We start from the raw sequence: 22,044 nt of genomic DNA, 5'->3' as shown, positions 1-22,044 counted from the left end.
CGCTCCTCCGGGTCGTACGCGGGGGGCACCGCCGGCTTGCGGGCCTGCTCGCCGCCGGTGCCGACCTTGCGCTCCAGCCAGGTGTCGGTGACGACGTTGACGAGGATGAGGCTCTCCAGGGTGCGCACGGTGGGGTGGACGGCGATGACCCGCTCGGGCCGGTAACCGTCCCACGCGCGGCCGCGCTGCGTGGCGGGGAGGCGGCCCTCGGCGGGGGTGCGCAGCGGGTTGCCGTCCGTGCAGCGGACGCGGGGGGAGCCGTAGGCGTCGACGAGGACGGCGGTGCCCGCCTGCAGCACCGCCTGGTAGGGAACGGCGTCACCCTCCCGGTAGCCGTGCCCGGCCACGTGCGTGTCGGCGCGCAGCATCACGGGGGTGAGGCCGCGCAGCCACTGGGCGAGCCCCGTCCGGCTCACGCCCGCGGCCCGGGCGAAGGCCTCCGCCTTGGCCGTGTCGGCGGTGAGGAAGCGCACCTGCTGCTCGACGTCGCAGCTCGCGAGCGACTGGGTCCCTCCGTACAGGCCGGGGGTGGCACCGTCGACGGTGCGGAGCGGCGCGCCGGCGGCGGCCGCCGCGCCTGCCGCGGCCCGGGGCGACGGGCGGTGGCGCGCGGAGGAGTCGGAGGTGAGGACGGTGGAGGCGGTGAAGGGGTGGGGGCCCGGTTCCGCGGACGACTGGAGGAGGGCCGCGGGGGGCGCCGGGGTGCGGCGGGAGGCGGGCGCGTCGCTGCCGCCCCCCGCGCAGCCCGCGGCGAGCAGTCCGGCGGCGGCCGCCATCGCGACGTACGCGCCGGGGCGGTGGCCGGTCTGCGGCGAGCGGCGGCGTGTGGGTGGGCGCACGTCAGATCTCCGCCTTTCCGAGGCATGGAAGGACATGTCCCTCCATATCTGCAGGACGGCCGAGATCGCCGCAACCCGGCACGGCCCGTCGGAGGCCCCCAGCGCACCCGCCGCCGTCTTGAACATGTTCAACTTCCCCGGGTACGCTCACGCGCAGAGAACTGAACGCGCTCAAGCACCGGTGCCGCCGGTCGGAGCGCGACGGGGAGGGATGATCCATGACCGTGCTCGTGGACCTGGTCGTGACGCTGGGGATGCTGCTGATCGTCCCGTGGGGCCTCGGTCTGGTGGACAGCGCCGCGGGCTCCGCCCGGGGAGCCGTTCCGGGCACGGCGGCCCTGCGTCGGCTGTGGCCGCTGTTCGCCGTCCCGGGCGCGGTCTCCCTGTGGCTGCCGCGCGGCGCCCTCGCGGCGGCGCCGGCGGCGGTGTACGCGCTGGGCACCCTGCTGCTGGCCCTGGCGGGGGCGCGGCGATGGGCCCGCACCCGCTCCCTGGCGCCCGCGGAGGTCGCGCTGCTGACCGCGCTGGCAAGTCCTTCGGTGGCCGCGACCGCCCTGGTGGCGGAGCGCTGGGGGTACCGGCTCTTCGGCTTCGACCTGGAGATCCTGGACCTGACCGTGCCGCACTTCCACTTCGCCGGATTCGCCGCCGCCCTGGTCGCCGGGCTCGTCGCGCACACGGTCGGCGGCGGGCACCCGCGCTTGAGCGGCTTCGCCGCGCTGAGCGTGCCGGCCGGCACGTTCCTGGTGCTCGTCGGCTACTTCCTCGACGACTGGGTCGAGTTGGCCGGCGCCGCCGTACTGACCGCCGGGATGTGGGCGGTGGGCCTGCTGACCTGGCGGGACGTGCGGGCCCGAGCGGGGGACCGGGTGACCGGCGCCCTGCTCGGCGTCTCGGCGGGGGTCCTGGTGGCCACCATGCTGCTGGCCCTGAGCTGGGCGCTCGGGGAGGCCACGGGGCTCCCCCACCCGTCACTGGGGTGGATGGCCGCCACGCACGGCCTCGCGAACGCCCTCGGTTTCGCCCTCTGCTCACTCCTGGCCTGGCGCCGCCTGCGGTCGCCCGCCCGCACCGTCCCGTCCACCGGCTCCGCCCCGGCGCGTCCCGCCTCGGACCACCCCCAGGAGCCGTCCGCCCACCTCTCTGCGACCGGTGAGGAGACCCTCGTATGACCAGTCCGACCCGCCCGGCCGGCCCGGCAGGGGCGGGCCGCGCGTGCCCGCCGCCCCGCCCGCCCGACACCCGGCGGCCACCCGCCTTCTCGTATCCCGAGGTGGGCGCGACCGCACCCTCCGAGGGCCTCCCCTCCGGTTACGCCCACCTGCGGCACCGCACGTTCGTCGGCCGCGGGCGTGACGTCTTCGACGCGGCCGGTGCGGCCGTGACGACGTGGCGGATGCACCGGGAGTCAGGCGCCCGCGTGCACGCGGAGGCCGAACGGGCGGCCCCCGGCGCGCGTCTGCGGGTCGCCGTGGGCGTCGGACGGCTGGAGTACGCCGTTCCCTGCGAGGTGGTGTGGGCGGCGTACGGCGGGACCCGCACCGGCTTCGCCTACGGCACGCTGGAGGGCCACCCGGAGAGTGGCGAGGAGTCGTTCGTCGTCACGCTCGACCCGGACGGTTCCGTGTGGTTCACCGTGACGGCGTTCAGCCGCCCCGCCCGCTGGTACACCCGGGCGGCCGGTCCCGTCGTCCCCGCCCTCCAGCGCTGGTACGCCCGCCGCCTCGGGTGCGCCGTGCGACGGCTCGCAAAGAACCGGTAACCCGCCCGATACTGGGGGTGATGGACGGATTCGGCTGGTTCGCGTCATCCGACTACTGGCTGGGACGGCTGGTCTTCCAGCGTGGCCTGGCCGGCCTGTACGCCGTGGCCTTCCTGTGCGCGGCCCTGCAGTTCCGGGCGCTGATCGGGGAGCGCGGGATGCTGCCGGTGCCGGCCTACGTGCGCCGGGTGCCGTGGCGGCGCTCACCCAGCCTCTTCCGCCTGCACTACTCCGACCGGTTCTTCGCGCTCTGCGCCTGGGGCGGCGCCGCACTGGCCGTGGCCCTCGCCGCCGGGGCCGGCGACGCGGTTCCGCTCGGCGCGGCGATACTGATGTGGGCGGTGCTGTGGGGGCTGTACCTGTCGATCGTGAACGTCGGCCAGACCTGGTACGCCTTCGGCTGGGAGTCGCTGCTGCTGGAGGCCGGGTTCCTGGCGGTGTTCCTGGGCAACGCCGAGACCGCGCCTCCGGTGCTGCTGATGTGGCTGCTGCGGTGGCTGCTGTTCCGGGTGGAGTTCGGCGCCGGACTGATCAAGCTGCGCGGCGATCCGTGCTGGCGTGACCTGTCGTGCCTGTACTACCACCACGAGACCCAACCGATGCCCGGTCCGCTCAGCTGGTTCTTCCACCACCTGCCGCGCTCCGCGCACCGGGTGGAGGCGGCCGCGAACCACGTGACCCAGCTGGTCGTGCCCGTGCTGCTGTTCGCCCCGCAGCCGGTGGCCACGGTCGCGGCCTGCCTCATCGCGGTGACACAGCTGTGGCTGGTGGTGTCCGGGAACTTCGCCTGGCTGAACTGGCTGACGATCGTGCTGGCCCTGTCGGCGGTGGACGGCACCCTGGTCGCGGACGCGCCCGCGCTCCCCGACCCACCGCTGTGGTACGCGGTCCTCGTGGCCGCCGTCACCGCCCTGGTGCTGGTGCTGAGCGTGCGCCCGGCACGCAACCTCCTCTCCCGCCGCCAGGCGATGAACCGCTCCTTCGACCCGCTGCACCTCGTGAACACGTACGGCGCGTTCGGCACCGTCGGCCGGGTGCGCCACGAGGTGGTCATCGAGGGCACCGACGAGCCTGCCGCCCGCCCCGGCGCGGTCTGGCGGGAGTACGGCTTCCGGGGGAAGCCGGGCGGGGTGACCCGGCTGCCGCGCCAGTTCGCGCCGTACCACCTGCGGCTCGACTGGATGATGTGGTTCGCGGGGCTCTCCCCGGCCTACGCGGCGGAGTGGTTCGGGCCACTGGTGGAACGGCTCCTGGAGAACGACGGGGACACGGTGCGGCTGCTGCGCCACAACCCGTTCCCCGGCAAGCCGCCGCAGCTGGTACGGGCCCGGCTGTACCGCTACCGCTTCACCACGTGGAGGGAGCTGCGCGGGACCGGCGCCTGGTGGCACCGCACCCTCGTAAGGGAGTTCCTCCCTCCGACGCGGCTCGACACCACCGCCCCGCGCAACGAGTGAAGCTTTGGGGAGAGCTGGTGGTGACCGGGGGGCTCCGCTAAGTTGCGGCGGCAGTGAGGCGGGCCGAGCGGATGCCGATGACGTTCGGCCTGCCCGCCGCTCCGCTGTCGCGGCCCGCCCGGGGTGCTGCTCCCGTGTCGTCACCGGGCGAAAAGGCCCGTACCCCCGCCGTCGCGGCGGGGGTACGGGACCACTGCTCGTTTCCTACGCGTCCGCGGCGGGCGCTCCCGCGACCGCGGGGCGCGGCCGTCCGCGTACGGCTCAGTCGATGCCGGGCAGGATGTGCGGCTCGGCGAGGTCGTCCTCGTAGCCGGCCAGTCGGATCGGGGCCGAACGCGCCCAGACCTCCAGGCTGCCGAACTCGTCCGATCGGGTGGACCGGGTGGACCGCTCTGCGAGCTGTGCCGGGCTGACGCCCGGTTCCCGCGTGGTCGATTCTGTTGTCACCGCGCACTCCTGTCGTGTCGCGAACCTGTGGGATACGTGTCTGCCGTCGGTCGCGGTGGCGCCGGTCACCGGGCAGGACCGCGGCCTTGGTGGCAGGCCGGTCCCGCGGTCGGCCCGAGGGTGTTTCGTGGCTCCCTGTCGGCCGACCGTTCGCATCAGAGTAACCAAATGAGCGCGCCCCCGCTCGATGTAACGCATCACATCGTCGGTTTCCGGCCACAGTGGCCCGGAGTGCCCCCCTGGACGGCACCACGTGCCGTCCGAGGCCGGACGGGTCCGAGAGGCCGAGGCGGAGAGGACCCGCAGGGGTCAGGGCGGGCAGAGCGGGACGAGCGGTGCGCCGCAGGCCGTGATGTCCCCGGATGGAGACCCGGGGACATCACGGCCTGCGGGAACACCTCCGAGCCGGGGCCCGCTGCCCGCCGGGGGCGCCGCACCTGCGGCCCCTCCCGTGGGCAGGGCGTCACGGCCTTCCGGTGGTCACCACCTGCCGGGGGCGTAGTCCTTCAGGAAGCAGCCGTACAGGTCCTCGCCCGCCTCGCCGCGCACGACCGGGTCGTATACGCGGGCCGCGCCGTCCACGAGGTCCAGCGGGGCGTGGAAGCCGGCCTCTGCCAGCCGCATCTTGTCCGGGTGGGGCCGCTCGTCGGTGATCCAGCCGGTGTCCACGGCCGTCATCAGGATGCCGTCCTTCTCGAACATCTCCTCCGCGCTGGTCCGGGTCAGCATGTTGAGCGCGGCCTTCGCCATGTTCGTGTGCGGGTGGCCGGCGCCCTTGTAGCCGCGGTCGAAGACGCCTTCCATCGCGGAGACGTTGACGATGTACTTGCGCCGCGCCGGGGACGCCGCCATCGCCGGGCGGAGCCGGCTGATCAGGATGAACGGCGCGGTGGAGTTGCACAATTGGACCTCCAGCAGCTCCACCGGGTCGACCTCGTCGACCGTCTGGATCCAGCTGTTGGTGGGCGCCAGGTCCGGCACCAGGCCGCCCGCGTCGATGGCGGTGCCCGCGGCGATACGGGCCGGCGTGGCGGAGCCGCTGACCAGCGCCAGGTCGGTGACGTCCTGCGCGGTGAGCGCGTCCCCGGAGCGTGCGGAGGGCAGGGCGGCCACGGCCTCCACGGCACCGCTGCCGAAGGTGCCGATCACCTCGGCGGACGGCAGCTCGCCTGCGGGCAGCGGCGCGGCCTCCGCGGCCACCAGCTCGCTGTACGCCCCCGGGGAACGGCGCACGGTCTGCGCCGCGTTGTTGATCAGGATGTCCAGCGGGCCCGCGGCCGCCACCGAGTCGGCGAGTGCCACGACCTGCGCCGGGTCGCGCAGGTCGATGCCCACGATCTTGAGCCGGTGGATCCACTCGTCGCTGTCCGGCTGGGCCTTGAAGCGGCGGATGGCGTCGTTGGGGAAGCGGGTGGTGACCGTCGTGTGCGCGCCGTCGCGCAGCAGCCGCAGCGCGATGTACATCCCGATCTTGGCGCGGCCGCCGGTGAGCAGCGCCCGGCGGCCGGTGAGGTCGGTGCGCGCGTCGCGCCGCGCCCGGTTCTCCACCGCGCACGTCGGGCACAGCTGGTGGTAGAACGCGTCGACCTGGACGTACCGGCTCTTGCAGATGTAGCAGGAGCGGGGGCGCTGGAGTATGCCGGCGATCTCCCCGGCGGTGGACGAGCTGGGCAGCAGGCCCTGCGTCTCGTCGTCGATCCGCTCGGCGGAGCCGGTGGCGGTGGCCTCGGTCACGGCCCGGTCGTGCGCCGTCTTGGCGGCCCGGCGCTCCTGACGCCGGCGCTGCTTGACCGTGCGGTAGATGTGCGAGGTGGCGCGCCGCACCTTGATCGCGTCGGGGTGGTCGACGTCGAGTTCGTCGAGCTCCTTCAGCACGTCCAGGCAGACGGCCAGACGCTCGGGGTCGATGCCCGGCCCGTACGCCTGGTTCTCTTCTGTCACCGTCATCGCCGCTGCCGTTCCTCGATCACTCGTCCGCCTGTTCTCAAAAGCGGAACTTTACGGAGCGGACGGCCCACCCGCCAAACCCGGGCCCCTCGCTCACCGCCGGCTCGCGGCGGACGAGCCGGGTGGGCGGTCGAAGACGCAGTCGCCGCACAGCCCGCCGCCGGGGCAGCGGTAGTACAGGCAGCAGCTGCGGCGGCGCAGCGCCGGCCCCTGCAGCGTGCCGGCCAGGTCCGGGTCGTCGAGCAGAGCGGCCGCGAGCGCGACGGCCCGCCGGGCGGCCTCGGGGCGGCCGTGGCGGTGCGCCCAGCGGGTCAGCTCGCGGACGGCGCCGCCGAGGGCGGAGCCCGCGTTGCCCCACAGCAGCCGCGGGGAGACCGCGCCGCCCGCGCGCAGGGCGTCGGCCAGCGGGGCGAGGTGCCCGTGCTGGACGATGTCGCGCAGGTGCTCGGGCGTAGCGGGCCGGGTGCGGTCGCCGGACCACCACAGGTCGTCGGGGGTGGTGCGCGCGGGGTCCCAGTGGAGCAGGTCCGGGCGGAGGTCCGGGACGACGCCGTACAGGGCCGCGGAGCCGAGCGTGACCGACCAGAGGCGGGCGGCGAGCCCCAGCTGGGCGACGGAGGCGGCGACGCGGTACTCGGGTGCCCGCAAGCGCTCGGCGACCCGGCTGACCCTGGCCTCCAGGGGTGCGTGGTCGCCGGCGTACACGCGGGCGAGGGGCACGTACGTCCCGGCCACGCTCACGGCGGCCGGCTGAACGGCGCCGGGCCCCTCCGACGGCGCGGGGCGAGCGGGCGCCGCCGGCCCGGGGCGGGGGAGGCGTCCGGCGGTCGCCGTGGGCCGTTCGGCCACCGACCCGGCCCGCTCGGTGCCGTCCGGGGCCTCCGTGGGCTGCGTGGGCTGCGCGGCGGACGTGCCCGCCACCCGGCGAGCGGGCCCGGGAGCCGTCTCCGGCGGGACGGGGGGCGCGGGGGCGAGGCGCAGCGCGAAGAAGCCGCCCACACCGCCCAGGGTCTCCAGGCCGGCGTGGCCGAGCCCGCCGCTCCCCCGCTCTGCCCCGTCCCCTGCCACCACGCCGTTCCTCCCCGTCCCGCCCCGCGTTCGTCCGTCCGACCGCCCGAAGACCGGAACCACGGTAACGGGGCGCGGCCGTGGAGGGGGCGCAGAGGGGCGACGCCCTCACATGCCTCCGCCGGAGACCCGCAGAGATGGCGTCCTCGAAGAACGGCGCCCCTCAGGGAGCGGTGCCGCGCGGGGACGGCCCCGTCAGAGGGAGACGCCTCGGGCCCTCAGGTAGGCGACGGGGTCGATGTCGGAGCCGTAGCCGGGGCCCGTGCGGATCTCGAAGTGCAGGTGCGGCCCGGTGCTGTTGCCGGTGGAGCCGGAGCGGGCGATGCGCTGGCCCGCGGAGACCGTCTGGCCCTCGCGGACGGTGAGCGCGGACAGGTGCGCGTACTGGCTGTACTTGCCGTCGTCGTGCCGGATGACGATCTGGTAGCCGTACGCTCCGGCCCACCCGGCGGAGACCACGCGCCCGGAGGCCACGGCCTTCACGGAGGTGCCCGTCGGCACGGGGAAGTCGACACCGGTGTGGTAGCCGGCGGACCAGGCGGAGCCCCGGGTGCCGTAGGCGGCGCCCGGCGAGGCCGAGACGGGCGCGGCCACCGTGCTCGCGCGGGACGCCGCGACAGGTGCGGTGCGCGGGGTCGCCGGGCGCGCCTTGGCCGCCCCTGCGGGCTTCTCCTTGGGCTTGGCCTTCTCCTGGACCTTCCCCTGGGGGCTGCCCTTGGCCTTGCCGCCGTCGCTCCGGGGCCGGGGCGCGGCCGGCGCCTTCGGGGCGGCAGCCCGGCCCTTGGCGCTGATCGTGAGCTTCTGGCCGGGGAGGATGAGGTCGGGGTCGTCGCCGATGACGCCGCGGTTCTGCTCGTAGAGCCGCTGCCAGCCGCCCGGGACGCGTTCGGCCTGTGCGATCCCCGACAGGGAGTCGCCGCGGGCCACGGTGTAGCTCTCGCGGCGCTGGTTGGGCACATGGGTGGGCGAGGTGCCCTTCGCGCGGACGGGTTCGGTCTTCCGGCCCGGCGCGATCTCGGGAGACTCGCCGCCGCGGGTGAGCCCGGCACGCGTCGAGCAGGTCGGCCAGGCACGGGGGCCCTGGCCCTTGAGCACCTTCTCGGCGATCGCGATCTGCTGGTCCTTGGTCGCCAGGTCGGCGCGGGGCGCGTAGCGGGTACCTCCGTACGCCTCCCACGTGGACTGGCTGAACTGCAGTCCGCCGTAGTACCCGTTCCCGGAGTTGATCTTCCACCGGTTGGTGGACTCGCAGGCAGCCACCTTCTCCCACACGTCGACGGACGCCGCCTGGGCGGTGCCCGCACCGATGAGGGGCAGCGCGATGCCCGCGCCGCCGACGGTGACCGTCAGCGATGCCCGGTTGAGACGGCCGAGCAGGCGGCTCGGCTGTTGGCGGCGGTGTCGTCCCCGTACTGCCATGGGTGGTTCCCCCCTATGCACGTCAGCGGCCGCCAAGCTATGGGCGGCCGGCTGCCCGTGACAAGGGGGCGCAGTGGGCACAGGGGGCGCGAGCCTCCCTCAAGTGGTCTTTCTGCACGCGAACCTGACGGCCCGTGCGGCACGGCGCCCGTCGGGACGCAGAGGCTCTCACGGACCGCCCACCCGGCGCGCGGCCGCGGCGACGGCCGGACCGGGGGCACCCCCCGGATCCGCGCCCGCCCGCGGTGCGCCCCGGGGCGCACCGCGGGCGGGGGGGCTCAGCTTGGGGCAGGGGCTCTGCCCTGATTGAGGGGGCGGCTCAGGAGCCGGGCAGAGGGTCAGCCGTTGAGGGGGCCAGGCGCAGTCTCAGCAAGCTCAGCCCCGGCTGAGGGGGCAGCTCATGCGCACAGCCCGGGCAGCGGCTCAGCCGCGGCTGAGGGGTCCGGGAGCGGGCTCGGGCTCCGGCACGGGGTCGGGCCCGGGCGGTTTGGGCACCGGGTCCGGTGGCGGCACCGGCTCGGGGCCGGGGCGCGGCGGCTCGGGCACGGGTCCGGGTCCCGGCCCGGGGCCCGGCGGGGGCGGCGGCACGGGGGCCGGATCGGGCATGGGCGGCACGGGGTCGGGATGGGGCTCGGTCATGACGTCCCCCTCGGGATGTGGCCACGGTGACGCGTCGCGCGTCCTCCGCCGCGTGTTCCCCCACACGCCGAACCCATGCCCGCCGGGCCCCCGGCGGCCACGGCCCGCGCAGGCGCCGAGACCTCCCCTGCCGTACGTCACGGCCAGGTACTCCGGGCACGGGCCCGTCCGCGACCGAAGGCCCAGGCCGCGTACGTGTCTCCCCCAGCCTGGCCCAGGACCGGTGCCGATCTCTCCCCTGCCGTACATCACGGCCAGGTACTCCGGGCACGGGCCCGTCCGCGACCGAAGGCCCAGGCCGCACACACGTCTTCCCGCGCTGACCCCGGACTCCTGGCAGGGCGCCCCACGGCCCCTGCCCGCGGCGGGCCGGGCACGCCGGGCTGCCCGGCGCCGCGGCACGCTCCGGGCCCGGCCGACCGGCAGGGGTGCGGTTTCCGCACGCGCGGCACTGAGGGCGCCTTGCCGGGGCAGGGCTGCCCAGGAGCACCGATCCACTCGCCCGCCCGCCGCCGCGCCCTCCGGCCACGACCGTCCGGCCCAGCGGGGTCCGGTGCCGAGGGGCCCTGCCCCGGCCGCGCGGCCGGCGGGCGGGGACAGGCAGCAGCGGCGCCTCCTTGTCCAGGGAGCGGCGGCGCCCCCTGCCGGCAGTCGGAGCTTCGCCTCAGCCCCGGGCCGCGGGAACGGCGTGCGGGCTGCGTGCGGTGTCCGTGCCGGGAACGGGCGCTGACGCGTCGGAGCCGAGCTCCACGATCCGGTTCTCCTCGTCGACGTGCACGACCCGCGGTACGAGCGTCCGCGCCTCGGCGTCGTCGACCTGGGCGTAACTGATCAGGATGACGAGGTCACCGGGGTGCACGAGGTGGGCGGCGGCGCCGTTGATCCCGATGACCCCGGACCCCCGCTCGCCCTCGATGACGTAGGTCTCCAGGCGCGCCCCGTTGGTGATGTCCACGATGTGCACCAGCTCACCCGCTAGCAGGTCGGCGGCGTCCATGAGGTCGGCGTCGATCGTGACGGACCCGACGTAGTGCAGGTCCGCCTGGGTCACGGTCGCCCGATGGATCTTGGACTTGAACATGGTGCGCAGCACTGGGGACTCCTCTAAGACGGCTCCCTGCCAGCTTTCTGCAGGTCAAGGGCGCTCTCGACTGTACACCGGGACACGCCGGTCGAGGATTGTGAGGAACATCGCTCCGCTCGGGCGAGTCGGCTTCACGCCTGGGCTTTCGCGCCGCACCGGCACCTGTTCCACTGAACGCGCGCCTGCCTCCTCCGCACCTTGACGCAGTTCCTGCGCGATGAACGCCTCTCAGGCGTTCTCGTCGTGGATCCGTGCACCCAGATCCTCTGCCCACTCCAGCGCCCACGCCTTGAGTTCTTCGATCTGCCGGGAGGTGAGCCCGTACGCGGTGTAGTCCTCATCCTCGTACCAGTCCGCGCCGATGAGCCGGTCCCTGAGGTCCTCGAGGCTGAACTCGTCGTGGGCGCGACGGCGGCCCAGGGATTCGAGGTCGGCGGTGGAGCGGTGGCGGGAGGCGGCCTGGACGTCGATGAGGTCGCGGACGGTGCCGCGGTCGGCGAGGGCACGGACCTTGGTGCCGATCACGTCGTCGAGGGAAAGAACAGGGCCGTAGGGGGTCTGGGCGGGCGGGGCCCAGAACGCCTCCTTGAGAACGTCGACCTCGCACTCCTCGCCGGTGTCCGGATCGGTGACGAGAAACCGTCCGCTGAGCGGATCGGTCTGGACGTGAGTGGTCCGCCATCCGCGCGCGCTGAGGCCGGCTGTGAGTGAGGCGACGATCTCCTGCATCGGAGCAGGGTTCTCAGTGGCGACGTCGAGGTCACGGCTGAAGCGTTCGACCAGGCCGTGGGCCTGCACGGCGTATCCGCCGGTGAGGACCAGAGGGTAGGGGGAGCCGAGATCGAGGATGTCGGAGAGGAGACGCTCGTGGAGCGGAGTGAGCTTCACGCGCCGGTCGTGTCGGTGGGGGCGGTGCGGCGCAGCTCGGGGAAGGCGTCCTCCCAGACCTCGCGGATGTAGGGACTGATCAAGCGCCGCAGCACGGGCCACTGCTCGGTGAGCAGCCGGTGGTGCAGGAGAGCCACCAGGTCCTCACTCAGCCCTTCGGCGAGGACGGTCCGGTAGAGCGTCATGCGGGACTTCGGACGGTCCAGGCTGAAGCTCGTCCGCCCGGACCAGACGATGTGGAGCGGCAGGTCCACGTCGCCCTCGATGGGGCCGGCCAGCTCCTGCAAGCGCTCGGGCAGGCGGCTGCGGTAGCGGTCCCGCAGCACCTCGGCGCGGGGCGCGGTGGTCGTCGTGTCCATGCATCCAGTATCGCTGCTGGGAGGCGGCGGCATCGCGGTTACGGGAGTCCGCTGCCGTACGTGCGTCGGGCAGCCGTCCGCTCTTGCCTCGGGCGTCTCACCCCGTGGGCGCTCAGCGCATCATCGCCTACCCGCGTAGCCCCCCGGTGGCGCGGCAACCGACTGCCCTGCAGAGCCGGGACCAGCCCCGCTCGCGGGTCCCGGTGGTCATGAGGCAGCGGGTCGCGGAGGGCCGCCGCGGTGCAGTCGGCTGCGGCTTCGGTCTCGGTGCCGGAAACGACGGCGTTGCCGAAGCCGAGGCGGCGCCGGTGCGATGGAACCTGGCATCCCTCTGAACACGACAGCGGGACAGCACCGTCCGGGGGGCGAAGAGGCCCTCGCCGTCGTCCGCAACGTGCTGGGGGCTCCCGCCGCCGAACCGTGGCGACTGTACCGGAGCACCAGATTCCGCTCACCAGCATGATCGGCACGGTCGTCGGGGCACTGTGCCCTACCGGTGCTCGGGGTTCGGGAAGTCGTAGCGGCACCCGGCGTCCCATTCCGAGCGCTGGTTGCCGTGCGCGGGGATGCCCCCGGCGCGCTTGAGCATGGCGCCGAGGTGCATCAGGTTCCAGGTCATGAAGGCGGTGTTGCGGTTGGTGAAGTCGTTCTCCGGCCCGCCGGACCCGGGGTCGAGATACGAGGGCCCGGGCCCGGCTTCCCCGATCCAGCCCGCGTCCGCCTGCGGCGGGATGGTGTAGCCGAGGTGCTGGAGGCTGTAGAGGACGTTCATCGCGCAGTGCTTCACGCCGTCCTCGTTGCCCGTGATGAGACACCCGCCGACCCGACCGTAATAGGCGTACTGTCCGCGGTCGTTGAGCAGCGACGAACACGCGTACAGCCGCTCGATCACCTGCTTGGTCACCGAGCTGTTGTCGCCGAGCCAGATCGGCCCGGCCAGCACCAGGATGTCGGCCGCCATGACCCGCTCGTACAGTGCGGGCCACGCGTCGCTCTCCCATCCGTGCTCGGTCATGTCCGGCCACACGCCAGTCGCGATGTCCTGGTCGACGGCTCGAACGACTTCGGTGGAGACGCCGTTGGCTTCCATCACGGTGCGGCTCTTGTCGATCAGCCCCTGGGTGTTGCTCACCTCGGGCGAGCGCTTGAGCGTGCAGTTGATGAACATCGCCCGCAGACCGTCGTACGAAAGCGGCTGGGTGTTCACAGAGTGCTCCTGGATCCTGCCGCCGTGCCGTTCACAGCGGTGCGACGCCCTCCATCGTGCGGGCCGGGCCCGTCGTCGTCGCCGTATGGGTGCCGGACGACGATGACGATCACCCCGACGGCCGAACTGCCACGCTGCGACGGCTGAGGGGGGCGTTCACCCGCCGGGGCCGCTGCGTAGTTGTGCGCACTCGGCATGCCGTCGATCAGTTGCACGCCCCGAGAGGCACACGCCGGCGGCGCGTACCTCGACGAGGACCTTTCCGGGGCCCCGGGGTCCGGGACCTCCTCGACGGCGAAGTGAGGGACCCAGGTGGAACCGTCCGGCGAGCATCGTGCTCATGGCGTGCACCTCGATTCGTGCATCGGGTGCGTCAGTCCGCGACGGGCAGACAGCTCTGCCGTTCGACCGGGTCGCTCGTCAAGGAGATCGAGGCGGGACGTTCGAGGGCCCCACATGGTTCTGTCAAGTGATCGTTTCGTTCGACACGATCATCGAACATTGTCGGGCGACAGAAGTCGGTTCCCGGCGCCCGGGAGGGCCGCCCGCCCCTCCCGGACCCGTTCTCGCCCTGCTCGCCGCCTGCGAGGATGAGTCCGCCGCGCCCGCCCCTCCCTTTCCCCGCCAGATCTCTCACCCACCGTCAACGAGTCCGAACTCAAGGCGTCTCGGAGCAACGTGAAGCCGCTTGGCTCCCCGGGGCTGCCTCGTCCACCAACTCGTCGAGGGCCGCACGCGCGAGAGGAACGGAGCCCACTGTCCGCTCATGATCACGGTCTCGCATACTTCTCGGATGGGCGCACCGAGGGCTTCATGGCTCAACACGACTCACGACTGGTCCGGCACCGTCGACCTTGACCATCTGGAGCACATCCGCCGTAACGCCGCCGTCTTCGCCCCCGGGGGCGTCCTGCAGCTGATCCTGGAAGTCGTCGCCTATGCGGCGGACGAGGCCGAAGCCGGCCACGGCGGTCGCTGCCACATCACCCTCTGCCCGGACGGCTCGGTGGCCGTCGCCGACAACGGACGGGGCACGGACACGCGCCTCGACGAGCTCGGGCACATCGTGAAGAAGCCGGTCATGGCCACGAGGGACCTCCGGTTCTTCGACAACCCTGATGCGCCGCGCCTCCCCGACACTCACCTTCGCCGGGGCATGTCCGTTGTCGCTGCACTCAGCACGTGGCTCATCCACACCAACCGCCGTCTCGACGGCTCCTGGACACAGCGGTACGAACACGGCGTGCCCACCACCGGCCTGCGACCACTCGCTGGCGTCCGCACGACCGGGACCACCGTGCACTTCCTGCCGGACGAGCCGTTGCGTACCGCCGGCAACGCCTCGTTCGACGACCTGGCACGGCTGACGCAGTCGTGGCCACACCTCTCCGTCGCAGTGGACGACCGTCGAAGCACGTGAAGCGGTCACTTCTCACGCAGCGATCGCGTCAGGAACCTCTTCCCGTGACCTGTGCAGCTCCTCTGACGGTCATGGAGACTCCGGCAGTCCGGCCGCTGCCGTCGTGCCGGTAACGATCTCCAGGGCGGAGGCAGTCCCCCGGGCAACGGGCTCCTGCCCGCCGTGTGATCCGCGCGTCGGGCCGGGCGAGTCCCTCCTCACCGTGGGACACGCCGCTCCGCAGGGCAGGGGCGACCGTACGGCCCGTGCCTCTGCGCACCGTGCACCTGACTGCCCGAATGCCCACCGGTTCATGGTCCGCCTCCCACCGGCGGACCCCTGTGGCCTCGCGCAGGGGCCCGGCCACCCCCACTGCGGCCCGGGTCGTCGGCGACACGCCCGGTGCAGGGGAGACGCCTGTCCTCCGACCGGCCGCTGTCACACGTGCCGTGCACGCGCGTCGGCGGGGCGGGTGTTAGCCAGGGCGCACCGGCCGCCCCCTCGACTGCCGGCTGCCTTCCGCACGCTAGGAGACATCCGTGCCCACCCGCGCCCCCGTACGCCGCTTCCGTGCCGGACTGTCCGTCGCCGCCCTGGCCGCCGCCGCGCTCGGCGGGCTCCTCCCTCCCGCTCAGGCCGTCGGCGGCGGCTCCGACGCCGACCAGCGCCTGCAGCGGCAGCTCGACCGGCTCGTCGCCCAGGACGACGGGCCGCCCGGGGCGATCGCCGTCCTGACCCGGGACGGCCGCACGCGGGTCTACACCGCCGGGGCCGGGGATCTCGCCACCGGCCGTCCGCCGCAGCTCGACGACCACATGCGCATCGCCAGCATCGCGAAGGCGTTCAGCGGGGCCGTCGCCCTTCAGCTGGTCGACCGGGGGCTGCTCTCGCTCGACGACACCATCGGCACCCGGCTGCCCGACCAGCCCGCTGCCTGGCACGCGGTGACCCTGCGCCAGCTGCTACAGCACACCAGCGGCTTGCCGGACTTCTCCGGCTCTCCCGAGTTCCAGAGGATCGTGCAGGCCGACCCCCGCCACGTCTTCGAGTCCCGCAGGCTCCTCGACTTCGTGGCGGACGAGCCGCTGCTGTTCCGCCCCGGCACCCTCTACGAGTACTCCAACTCCGACAACGTCGCCGTCGCCCTGATGGCCGAGGCCGTGACCGGCCGCCGCTACGAGGAACTCCTGCGGGAGCTCGTGTACCGCCCTCTGGGGCTGCGCCGCACCAGCCTGCCGTCAGGCCACCTCCTGCCGCACCCGTTCCTGCACGGCTACGACGTCACCCCGCCGGACGCGCCGGAGGACGTCAGTGAGGCCATCAGCGCCTCGGGGGCCTGGGCTTCCGGCGGCATCGTCTCCACCCCGCGCGACCTGGGCGCCTTCATCCGCGGGTACGGCGGCCCGGCCCTGCTGTCGGAGGAGACCCGCGAGGAGCAGCTCAGCTTCCGGCCCGGCGACTCCTCCGAGCCCGCCGGGCCGGGAACCAACGCCGCCGGACTGGCGATCTTCCAGTACACCACGCGCTGCGGCGTGCTCTACGGCCACACCGGGAACACTCCCGGCTACACGCAGTTGGCCGCGACCACCCCCGACGGCCGGCGCTCCCTCACGTTCTCCGTCAACACCCAGATCAGCAAGAGCCTCAAGCCCGCCCTGCTCGCCCGGCTCCGCACCGTCCAGGAGGACTTCGCCTGCGCCCTCCTGAAGGACCGCTGAGCCGAACTGCTCGGCGCCGCTCGGACGGTCTGCCTGAGGGAGGCCCGGTGCGCCCCTGTGCCGCACCCGGCCGGGATGGCGGGAGGGGCGCGGCAGCGTCGGGCCCCGGGCGCCCGGGGCGCGGCGCAGGAGGCGTGGCACCCCTGGACAGTCGGCTGCGGGGGCCACCGGCACGCGTCGTCCACGGACGTACCGGCCCGAGTGCGGGGCCCGGCCGCCCGGCACGCGTTGGTCCGCGGACCGCCGGGCCCTTCCCCGGCCCGCCTCGCGGGCGGTGGCGGAAGGGGCCCGGCATGGGGGTCGGTCAGATGACGCCCTGAGCCGTCATCGCCTGCGCCGCCCGCAGGAAGCCCGCCACGTTGGCGCCGAGCACGTAGTCGTCAGCGTCCGCCCCGTACGCCTCGGCGGTGGCCCGGCACTGGGCGTGGACGTCCCGCATGACCGTGGCGAGCCGGGACTCGGTGTGGTCGAACGACCAGGTGTCGCGGGCCGCGTTCTGCTGCATCTCCAACGCCGAGGTCGCCACTCCGCCCGCGTTGGCGGCCTTGCCGGGCCCGAAGAGGACCCCCGCCTCCCGGAACACGGCCACCGCTTCGGGGGTGCACGGCATGTTCGCCCCCTCAGCCACGGCCACGACCCCGTTCTTGACCAGGGCCACCGCGTCCTCGCGCCGCAGCTCGTTCTGCGTGGCGCACGGCAGCGCGATGTCGCAGGGGACGTCGTACACGGTGCCCCGCGCCGAGAAGCGCGCGGCCGGCCTGGCTTCGGCATAGGCGGCGAGGCGGGCCCGGCGCACCTCCTTGACGTCCTTGAGCAGGTCCAGGTCGATGCCGTCCTCGTCGACCACGTACCCGGAGGAGTCGCTGCACGCCACCACGCGGCCGCCGAGGGCGTGGACCTTCTCCACCGCGTACACGGCCACGTTCCCGGACCCGGAGACCACGACGCGGCGCCCGTCGAAGCCCGCACCACGCGTCGCGAGCATCTCCTGCGCGAAGTACACCGCGCCGTAGCCCGTCGCCTCGGTGCGGGCGTGCGAGCCGCCCCAGCCGACCGGCTTGCCGGTCAGGACCCCGGACTCGTAGCGGTTGGTGATCCGCCGGTACTGGCCGAACAGGTAGCCGATCTCGCGTGCGCCCACGCCGATGTCCCCGGCGGGTACGTCGGTGTGCTCGCCGAGGTGGCGGTACAGCTCCGTCATGAAGGACTGGCAGAAGCGCATCACCTCGCCGTCCGAGCGGCCCTTCGGGTCGAAGTCGGCGCCGCCCTTGCCCCCGCCGATGGCCATCCCGGTCAGGGCGTTCTTGAAGATCTGCTCGAAGCCGAGGAACTTCACGATGCCGAGGTTGACGCTCGGGTGGAACCGCAGGCCGCCCTTGTACGGACCGAGGGCGCTGTTGAACTCCACCCGGAAGCCCCGGTTGACGCGCACGGTCCCCTCGTCGTCGACCCACGGCACGCGGAAGATCAGCTGCCGCTCGGGCTCGCACAGCCGCTCCAGGATGCCCGCCTGCGCGTACTCCGGGTGCCGGTCGAGCGCCGGCTTGAGGGACTCCAGCACCTCGACCGCCGCCTGGTGGAACTCCGCCTCCCCCGGGTTGCGCCGGCAGATCTCCTGGTAGACGGCTTCGATGTGCGCGTCGACGTTCATGGCTGTGTCTCGCTTCCCTGTCATCGGAAGGTGCGTTGCCCGTATCCTGCCTGGGCGGCCGCCCACTCCACGACCGCCTTCCCCACACGGGGCGGTACACGATCCCGCTCTCCTGTCGACAACGGCTCGTGTCTCCTCTCCGTTCACCGTGGCGACGGCTCGCGGTGAACCACCGTCGAACCGGCCCGGTCCTGCGTGCCCCACGGGCCGGCGCCGCACGGACCGGGCTCTGCACGATGGGGGGCGCTACACGGAGGGTGCGTCGTAACCGCGGGCGAACTGCGGCGGCGGCCTGTGGTCGTATCACTCCACCGTGGTCCGGGCGCCCTCCGGGACACACACCCGGCACGCCTCCGCCCGCGGGCTGTCCCCCGTGCCCCGCCGTAGGGGCAAAAAGCGGTGGGCGGCGGCAGTGCCCGCGCCTATCGTCGCCCCTTGATGGAGATGTCCTTCCGGAAGCTGCCGGACAACCAGCACGAGATCCTGGTCCGCGCCCGCAAGGGGCCGGACGTCAGACTGCCCGCCCAGCCCGTCGGCCCGAGCATGCCGCACGACCTCGTCCACGCCGTCGTGGAGACGGCGCTCGGCATCGACGACGGCTTCTGGGGCGCGGTGGCGCGCGGCGCCACCTTTCAGGGCTTCGTCATGCTCACGCCGGGGCGGCACCGCCGCTCCGGCATGAAGGTGCTGCGGCGGGGCGGTGACGCCGTGATGGCCGCCGAACTCTCCGTGAACTGGGCGTACCGGGTGTGGCGCGGGCTGCCCACGGAGGGCCGCGGTGTCGGCCGGGCACCGCTCGACGCGGAGGCGCTCGCCAGGACGGGGCCACGGCTGGACGCGGCCGCCGCCCGCTGGGCCGCGGTCCCCGAGGGCGGGGAGCTCCTCTGGCGCTGGGGCTCGGACCGCTAGGCGTACCGTCCTGCGAGACCCGCGGTCCTCGGGTGCTGCCCGCTCGCCGGTCAGCCCTGCCCGGCAGGGGCGGTTCACCGCGGGCGGGCGGAGGGCGGCGGTCCTTCCGCCGTCCTCCGCCCGCCCGAGGCCCTGCCCGCCGGCGGGCAGGGCCTCGGGGTGCGAGGCGCGGCGGCGGCCCCCAGCGGTGTGCGGGGGCGACGGCACTCGGAACGGCGCCGCTCGTGACCGGCCACGCAGCCGGGCGGGCCGGTTGGTCCGGTTTCGATAGGTTTCGTCGTACGGGATGCGCCTCACCTGCCGGCGTCGGCACGGCGCGGGGTTGATACCGTCGCCGCGGAGGTGCGTTCGGCGTCATGGCAAGCATGCCCTTGGAGAGGGTGGACCTGTTCGACCAGGGGTATGTGCGGGACCCGTTCCCTGTGGCGGCGGCGCTCCGCGAGCACGCTCCCGTGATGTACGACGACCGTACGGGGTTGTGGCTGGTCAGCCGGTACGACGACGTGCGGGCGATCCTGCTGGACACGGAGAACTTCCTGCCCGACAACGCGCTCGACGCGGTCAGCCCCCTCTCGGTGCGGACGCTGCGCACCCTCGCCAAGGTCAGGTTCTCCCTGCCGCGGACCCTCGCGAACAACGGCGGCGACAGCCACGCCGGCTACCGGCGCATCCTGACGAGGTTGCTCAACGTCCACGCCGTGAACCGCGCGGCCCCACTGGTCGAGCGGATCACCGCCGAGTGCCTGGACGACGTCGAGGCCCGCCTGGACGCGGACGGGGTGTGCGACCTGGCCACCACGCTGGCCCGTGACGTCCCGTTCCGCGTGATGCTGGGCGTGCTGGGCCTGGAGGAGGCCGTGGCCGCGGACGGGGACGGGGACATCGAGACCCTCACCCGCTGGAGCGCGACCTCCCTGGAGCTGTTCTGGGGGCGTCTCGACGAGGACCGTGAGGAGGAGCTCGCCCGGGACGCGGCGGACTTCTACGCGTGGCTCACCCGGCTCGTGCAGCGGGGGCCCGACGACGACCCGGGCACCCTGCTCGGGGCGCTGGCGGCACACCGCCTCCCCGACGGGCGACCGCCGAGCGCGGCGCAGCGGGCGGCCGTCCTCTACTTCATCGTCATCGCGGGCCAGATGACCACGAGCCAGATGCTCAGCACGATGTTCCGGCGCGCTCTCGAACAGGACGGCCAGTGGCGGCGGTTCGCCCGTGAGCCGGAGACCGCCGCCCCCTGGGCGGAGGAGATGCTGCGGAGGGAGCCGCCGATCACCACCTGGCGGCGGGTCACCGCGCGTCCCGTCACGGTGGCCGGCACGGACCTGCCCGCGGGCGCGCAGGTCCTGCTGATGCTGGCGGCTGCCGGGTCCGACCCGGCCGTGTTCGACGATCCCGAGCAGATCTGCCCGTACCGCGGGAACGTCCGCAGGCACCTGGCGTTCGGGCTCGGTGCGCACCGCTGTTCGGGGGCGGAACTGGCGCGGTTGGAGGCCGGGACGGTCCTGCGGATGGCAGCCGCCCGGCTGCCGGGGCTCCGGTCGGCCGACACGTCGCCGCCACCGATGCTGTCACTGCTGTCGTTCCGTGCTCCGCTGCGGGTCCTCGTCACGCGCGGCTGACCTCCCCCGGCACGGCGACGCCGGGGCGGCGTGTCGCGGGCGTCTGCTGTCCTGCACCCGTGCGACGGCTGCACGAGGACACCCGGATCACCCCCCCACCACTCCTATGCGATCATGAACGTGACCGACATAGGGGGTTTTCCTTACACATGCAGAAGATGAAGACGCTGGGACGCGCCGTCGTCGCCCTGGCCCTGGCGGCCGGTGGTGTGATGGCGACCGGGGGCACGGCCAACGCCTACGCCACCTGGGACTGCAAGCACCGGGTGCAGAAGACGAAGTCGGCCAAGGGTGATCAGGTCATCCTCAACATCTACCGCTGCCCGGACGGGCACGACTACGCACGCGGCATCATCTCGGGCGCCCGGAACGCGCGTAACGCCCGGGTGTGGCTGGACGACTCCATCGACGGCGGCCGCACGTGGAAGGCGCGCCAGTACACGAAGACGTCGTCCCGTTCGACGCAGACGCCGCAGCGGAACCTGCTGTTCGACGGCTCGCCCCACAAGGTCCGGGCCTGCGGTGACACCAGCGGCCACCGCCCGATCTGCACCGTCTGGTACTGACCTCACCGCCAGATCCGCACGCCGGTGCATATGTCGCCGCCCGGACCGGGTCCCCCCGCGTCCGGGCGGAGGCATGTTCGGGCGGCCGTCGAGGACCTCGCCCCGAGCACCCCGCCCGTCCGGGTCCGGGCCGGCTGCTCGTGTCGCGAAACCCGCCCGCGTGTGCAGCGCCGCCCGTCCGCGTCCGGGGTCGGCGGCTCGCACGCCGAAGCCCCTCCGCCTGGGCGCCCGGTACGGCGCCGATCGTCCGCCTGGGCGACCGCGTGCGGGAGGCGCCCACCGCGCGCCGTCGGAGCCGGTGGCGGGCCCGGCGGTACGGACCGGGCTCCGCCCGATCGGCACGGGGGCACGGTCACGCCGGTCGGGGCGCCGGGTCCGCGGTGACGGGGTGGGTGGCGGACTGGGTGCGGTCGGTGGCGGGGTCGGGCTGTTCGCCGAGGTACTCCACCCATGCCTGCTTGACGCACGGGTAGTGCGTGGTCGCTTCGACGAGGCTCATGAAGTTGCGGACGTTGGCCTCGAAGCGTGCCCGCAGAGTGGGATCGGCGATCTGCCCCTCGCCGTCCAGGGCGGTGTGGGCGGAGGCCAAGGAGAACATGTCGGGGTAGACGCGTGAGCCCAGGTGCTCGAGCGGGACGCGCAGGGCCCACAGCCCGCGGTTGCCGCCGACCATGGACGGCGAGGCCGACATGAGGAGGGTCTGCAGTTCGTTGAACGGCTGCGGCCTGAAGCGGGACGTCCAGTCGATGAGGTTCTTCAGCACTCCGGGCACGGACGCGTTGTACTCGGGTGAGGCGATGACCAGGGCGTGCGCCTGCTCCAGGCGCTGGCGGAAGCGCTCGGCGCCTTCCGGGATGCCGTCGCTCCGCTCGCGGTCGCCGTCGTAGTCCGGTACGGCGAAGTCCTTCACGGAGACGAGGTCCGCGGAGGCGCCGCCCGCGTCGACGGCGTTCCGGGCGAGGCGGGCGAGCCGGGTGTTGAGGGAGTCCGCCCGCCGGGACCCGGTCAGCACGAGGAACGTCAGCGGTCCGTGCACGGCGTGGCTCATGGTGATGCGCCTCTTCTG

General features: G+C 73.6%; 19 protein-coding genes. 8 read left to right on the top strand and 11 right to left on the bottom strand.

Annotation, left to right across the window (positions count from 1 at the left end; genetic code table 11):
- A partial coding sequence (locus BJP40_RS06885) for a DUF6777 domain-containing protein (RefSeq protein ID WP_371258606.1) occupies window positions 1-839 on the bottom strand: 839 nt, incomplete at its 3' end.
- 218 nt (window positions 840-1,057) lie between these two features.
- Here BJP40_RS06885 and BJP40_RS06880 point away from each other — a divergent pair.
- From BJP40_RS06880 to BJP40_RS06870, 3 genes are read left to right on the top strand one after another with little or no spacing between them, the layout of a single operon-like run.
- Window positions 1,058-2,011 carry a YndJ family protein gene (locus BJP40_RS06880; protein WP_079170979.1) on the top strand — a complete coding sequence of 318 codons (954 nt, stop codon included), beginning with the start codon at window positions 1,058-1,060 and terminating at the stop codon, window positions 2,009-2,011.
- A complete protein-coding gene (locus BJP40_RS06875; RefSeq protein WP_079170978.1) occupies window positions 2,008-2,601 on the top strand; it encodes a DUF1990 family protein in 594 nt (197 codons plus the stop codon). The genes BJP40_RS06880 and BJP40_RS06875 overlap by 4 nt, the downstream gene beginning before the upstream one ends.
- A 20-nt stretch (window positions 2,602-2,621) precedes the next feature.
- Window positions 2,622-4,058, top strand: a complete 1,437-nt coding sequence (locus BJP40_RS06870) for a lipase maturation factor family protein (RefSeq protein ID WP_071279467.1) — start codon at window positions 2,622-2,624, stop codon at window positions 4,056-4,058.
- Window positions 4,059-4,319: 261 nt separating this feature from the next.
- Here BJP40_RS06870 and BJP40_RS06865 read toward each other — a convergent pair whose 3' ends face one another.
- The 8 genes from BJP40_RS06865 to BJP40_RS06830 form a co-directional block, all read right to left on the bottom strand.
- The gene (locus tag BJP40_RS06865) at window positions 4,320-4,505 is read right to left on the bottom strand and encodes a hypothetical protein (protein WP_071279465.1); all 186 of its coding nucleotides are present in this window, start codon (window positions 4,503-4,505) and stop codon (window positions 4,320-4,322) included.
- Between the two features lie 480 nt (window positions 4,506-4,985).
- Complete coding sequence (locus tag BJP40_RS06860; protein WP_071279463.1) at window positions 4,986-6,452, bottom strand: SDR family oxidoreductase; 1,467 nt, start codon at window positions 6,450-6,452, stop codon at window positions 4,986-4,988.
- A gap of 93 nt (window positions 6,453-6,545) precedes the next feature.
- Window positions 6,546-7,193 carry a (2Fe-2S)-binding protein gene (locus BJP40_RS06855; RefSeq protein WP_071279473.1) on the bottom strand — a complete coding sequence of 216 codons (648 nt, stop codon included), beginning with the start codon at window positions 7,191-7,193 and terminating at the stop codon, window positions 6,546-6,548.
- A gap of 522 nt (window positions 7,194-7,715) precedes the next feature.
- The gene (locus tag BJP40_RS06850; protein ID WP_071279461.1) at window positions 7,716-8,939 is read right to left on the bottom strand and encodes a transglycosylase family protein; all 1,224 of its coding nucleotides are present in this window, start codon (window positions 8,937-8,939) and stop codon (window positions 7,716-7,718) included.
- 1,303 nt (window positions 8,940-10,242) lie between these two features.
- Window positions 10,243-10,671, bottom strand: a complete 429-nt coding sequence (gene panD / locus BJP40_RS06845) for an aspartate 1-decarboxylase (protein WP_071263778.1) — start codon at window positions 10,669-10,671, stop codon at window positions 10,243-10,245.
- A gap of 219 nt (window positions 10,672-10,890) precedes the next feature.
- Window positions 10,891-11,550 carry a nucleotidyl transferase AbiEii/AbiGii toxin family protein gene (locus BJP40_RS06840; protein ID WP_071279459.1) on the bottom strand — a complete coding sequence of 220 codons (660 nt, stop codon included), beginning with the start codon at window positions 11,548-11,550 and terminating at the stop codon, window positions 10,891-10,893.
- On the bottom strand, window positions 11,547-11,909 hold the full coding sequence (locus BJP40_RS06835) for a hypothetical protein (protein ID WP_071279457.1): 363 nt from the start codon (window positions 11,907-11,909) through the stop codon (window positions 11,547-11,549). The genes BJP40_RS06840 and BJP40_RS06835 overlap by 4 nt, the downstream gene beginning before the upstream one ends.
- A gap of 490 nt (window positions 11,910-12,399) precedes the next feature.
- Entirely contained in the window at window positions 12,400-13,077 is a 678-nt protein-coding gene (locus tag BJP40_RS06830) for a flavodoxin family protein (RefSeq protein ID WP_071279471.1), read from the bottom strand.
- An 832-nt stretch (window positions 13,078-13,909) separates the two neighbouring features.
- Between BJP40_RS06830 and BJP40_RS06825 the strand changes: the two genes are divergently transcribed.
- Both BJP40_RS06825 and BJP40_RS06820 read left to right on the top strand, forming a co-directional pair.
- A complete protein-coding gene (locus BJP40_RS06825; RefSeq protein ID WP_071279455.1) occupies window positions 13,910-14,536 on the top strand; it encodes an ATP-binding protein in 627 nt (208 codons plus the stop codon).
- Between the two features lie 518 nt (window positions 14,537-15,054).
- On the top strand, window positions 15,055-16,233 hold the full coding sequence (locus BJP40_RS06820; protein ID WP_071279454.1) for a serine hydrolase: 1,179 nt from the start codon (window positions 15,055-15,057) through the stop codon (window positions 16,231-16,233).
- Window positions 16,234-16,537: 304 nt separating this feature from the next.
- Here the strand turns inward: BJP40_RS06820 and gdhA are convergent, their stop codons facing one another.
- Window positions 16,538-17,884 carry an NADP-specific glutamate dehydrogenase gene (gene gdhA / locus BJP40_RS06815; protein WP_071279452.1) on the bottom strand — a complete coding sequence of 449 codons (1,347 nt, stop codon included), beginning with the start codon at window positions 17,882-17,884 and terminating at the stop codon, window positions 16,538-16,540.
- 435 nt (window positions 17,885-18,319) lie between these two features.
- Here gdhA and BJP40_RS06810 point away from each other — a divergent pair, with 435 nt between their 5' ends.
- The 3 genes from BJP40_RS06810 (at window position 18,320) to BJP40_RS06800 (ending at window position 20,978) form a co-directional block, all read left to right on the top strand.
- On the top strand, window positions 18,320-18,793 hold the full coding sequence (locus BJP40_RS06810; RefSeq protein WP_143065898.1) for a hypothetical protein: 474 nt from the start codon (window positions 18,320-18,322) through the stop codon (window positions 18,791-18,793).
- A 356-nt stretch (window positions 18,794-19,149) separates the two neighbouring features.
- Window positions 19,150-20,412, top strand: a complete 1,263-nt coding sequence (locus BJP40_RS06805) for a cytochrome P450 (RefSeq protein WP_071279448.1) — start codon at window positions 19,150-19,152, stop codon at window positions 20,410-20,412.
- Between the two features lie 158 nt (window positions 20,413-20,570).
- A complete protein-coding gene (locus tag BJP40_RS06800; RefSeq protein ID WP_139216270.1) occupies window positions 20,571-20,978 on the top strand; it encodes a hypothetical protein in 408 nt (135 codons plus the stop codon).
- Window positions 20,979-21,330: 352 nt separating this feature from the next.
- Here the strand turns inward: BJP40_RS06800 and BJP40_RS06795 are convergent, their stop codons facing one another.
- The gene (locus tag BJP40_RS06795) at window positions 21,331-22,026 is read right to left on the bottom strand and encodes an NADPH-dependent FMN reductase (protein ID WP_071279469.1); all 696 of its coding nucleotides are present in this window, start codon (window positions 22,024-22,026) and stop codon (window positions 21,331-21,333) included.
- Between the last annotated feature and the right edge of the window lie 18 nt (window positions 22,027-22,044).

This window comes from Streptomyces sp. CC53 (genome assembly GCF_001865245.1).
Classification (GTDB): Bacteria; Actinomycetota; Actinomycetes; order Streptomycetales; family Streptomycetaceae; genus Streptomyces.
This window is presented reverse-complemented; position numbering and strand designations above follow the sequence as displayed.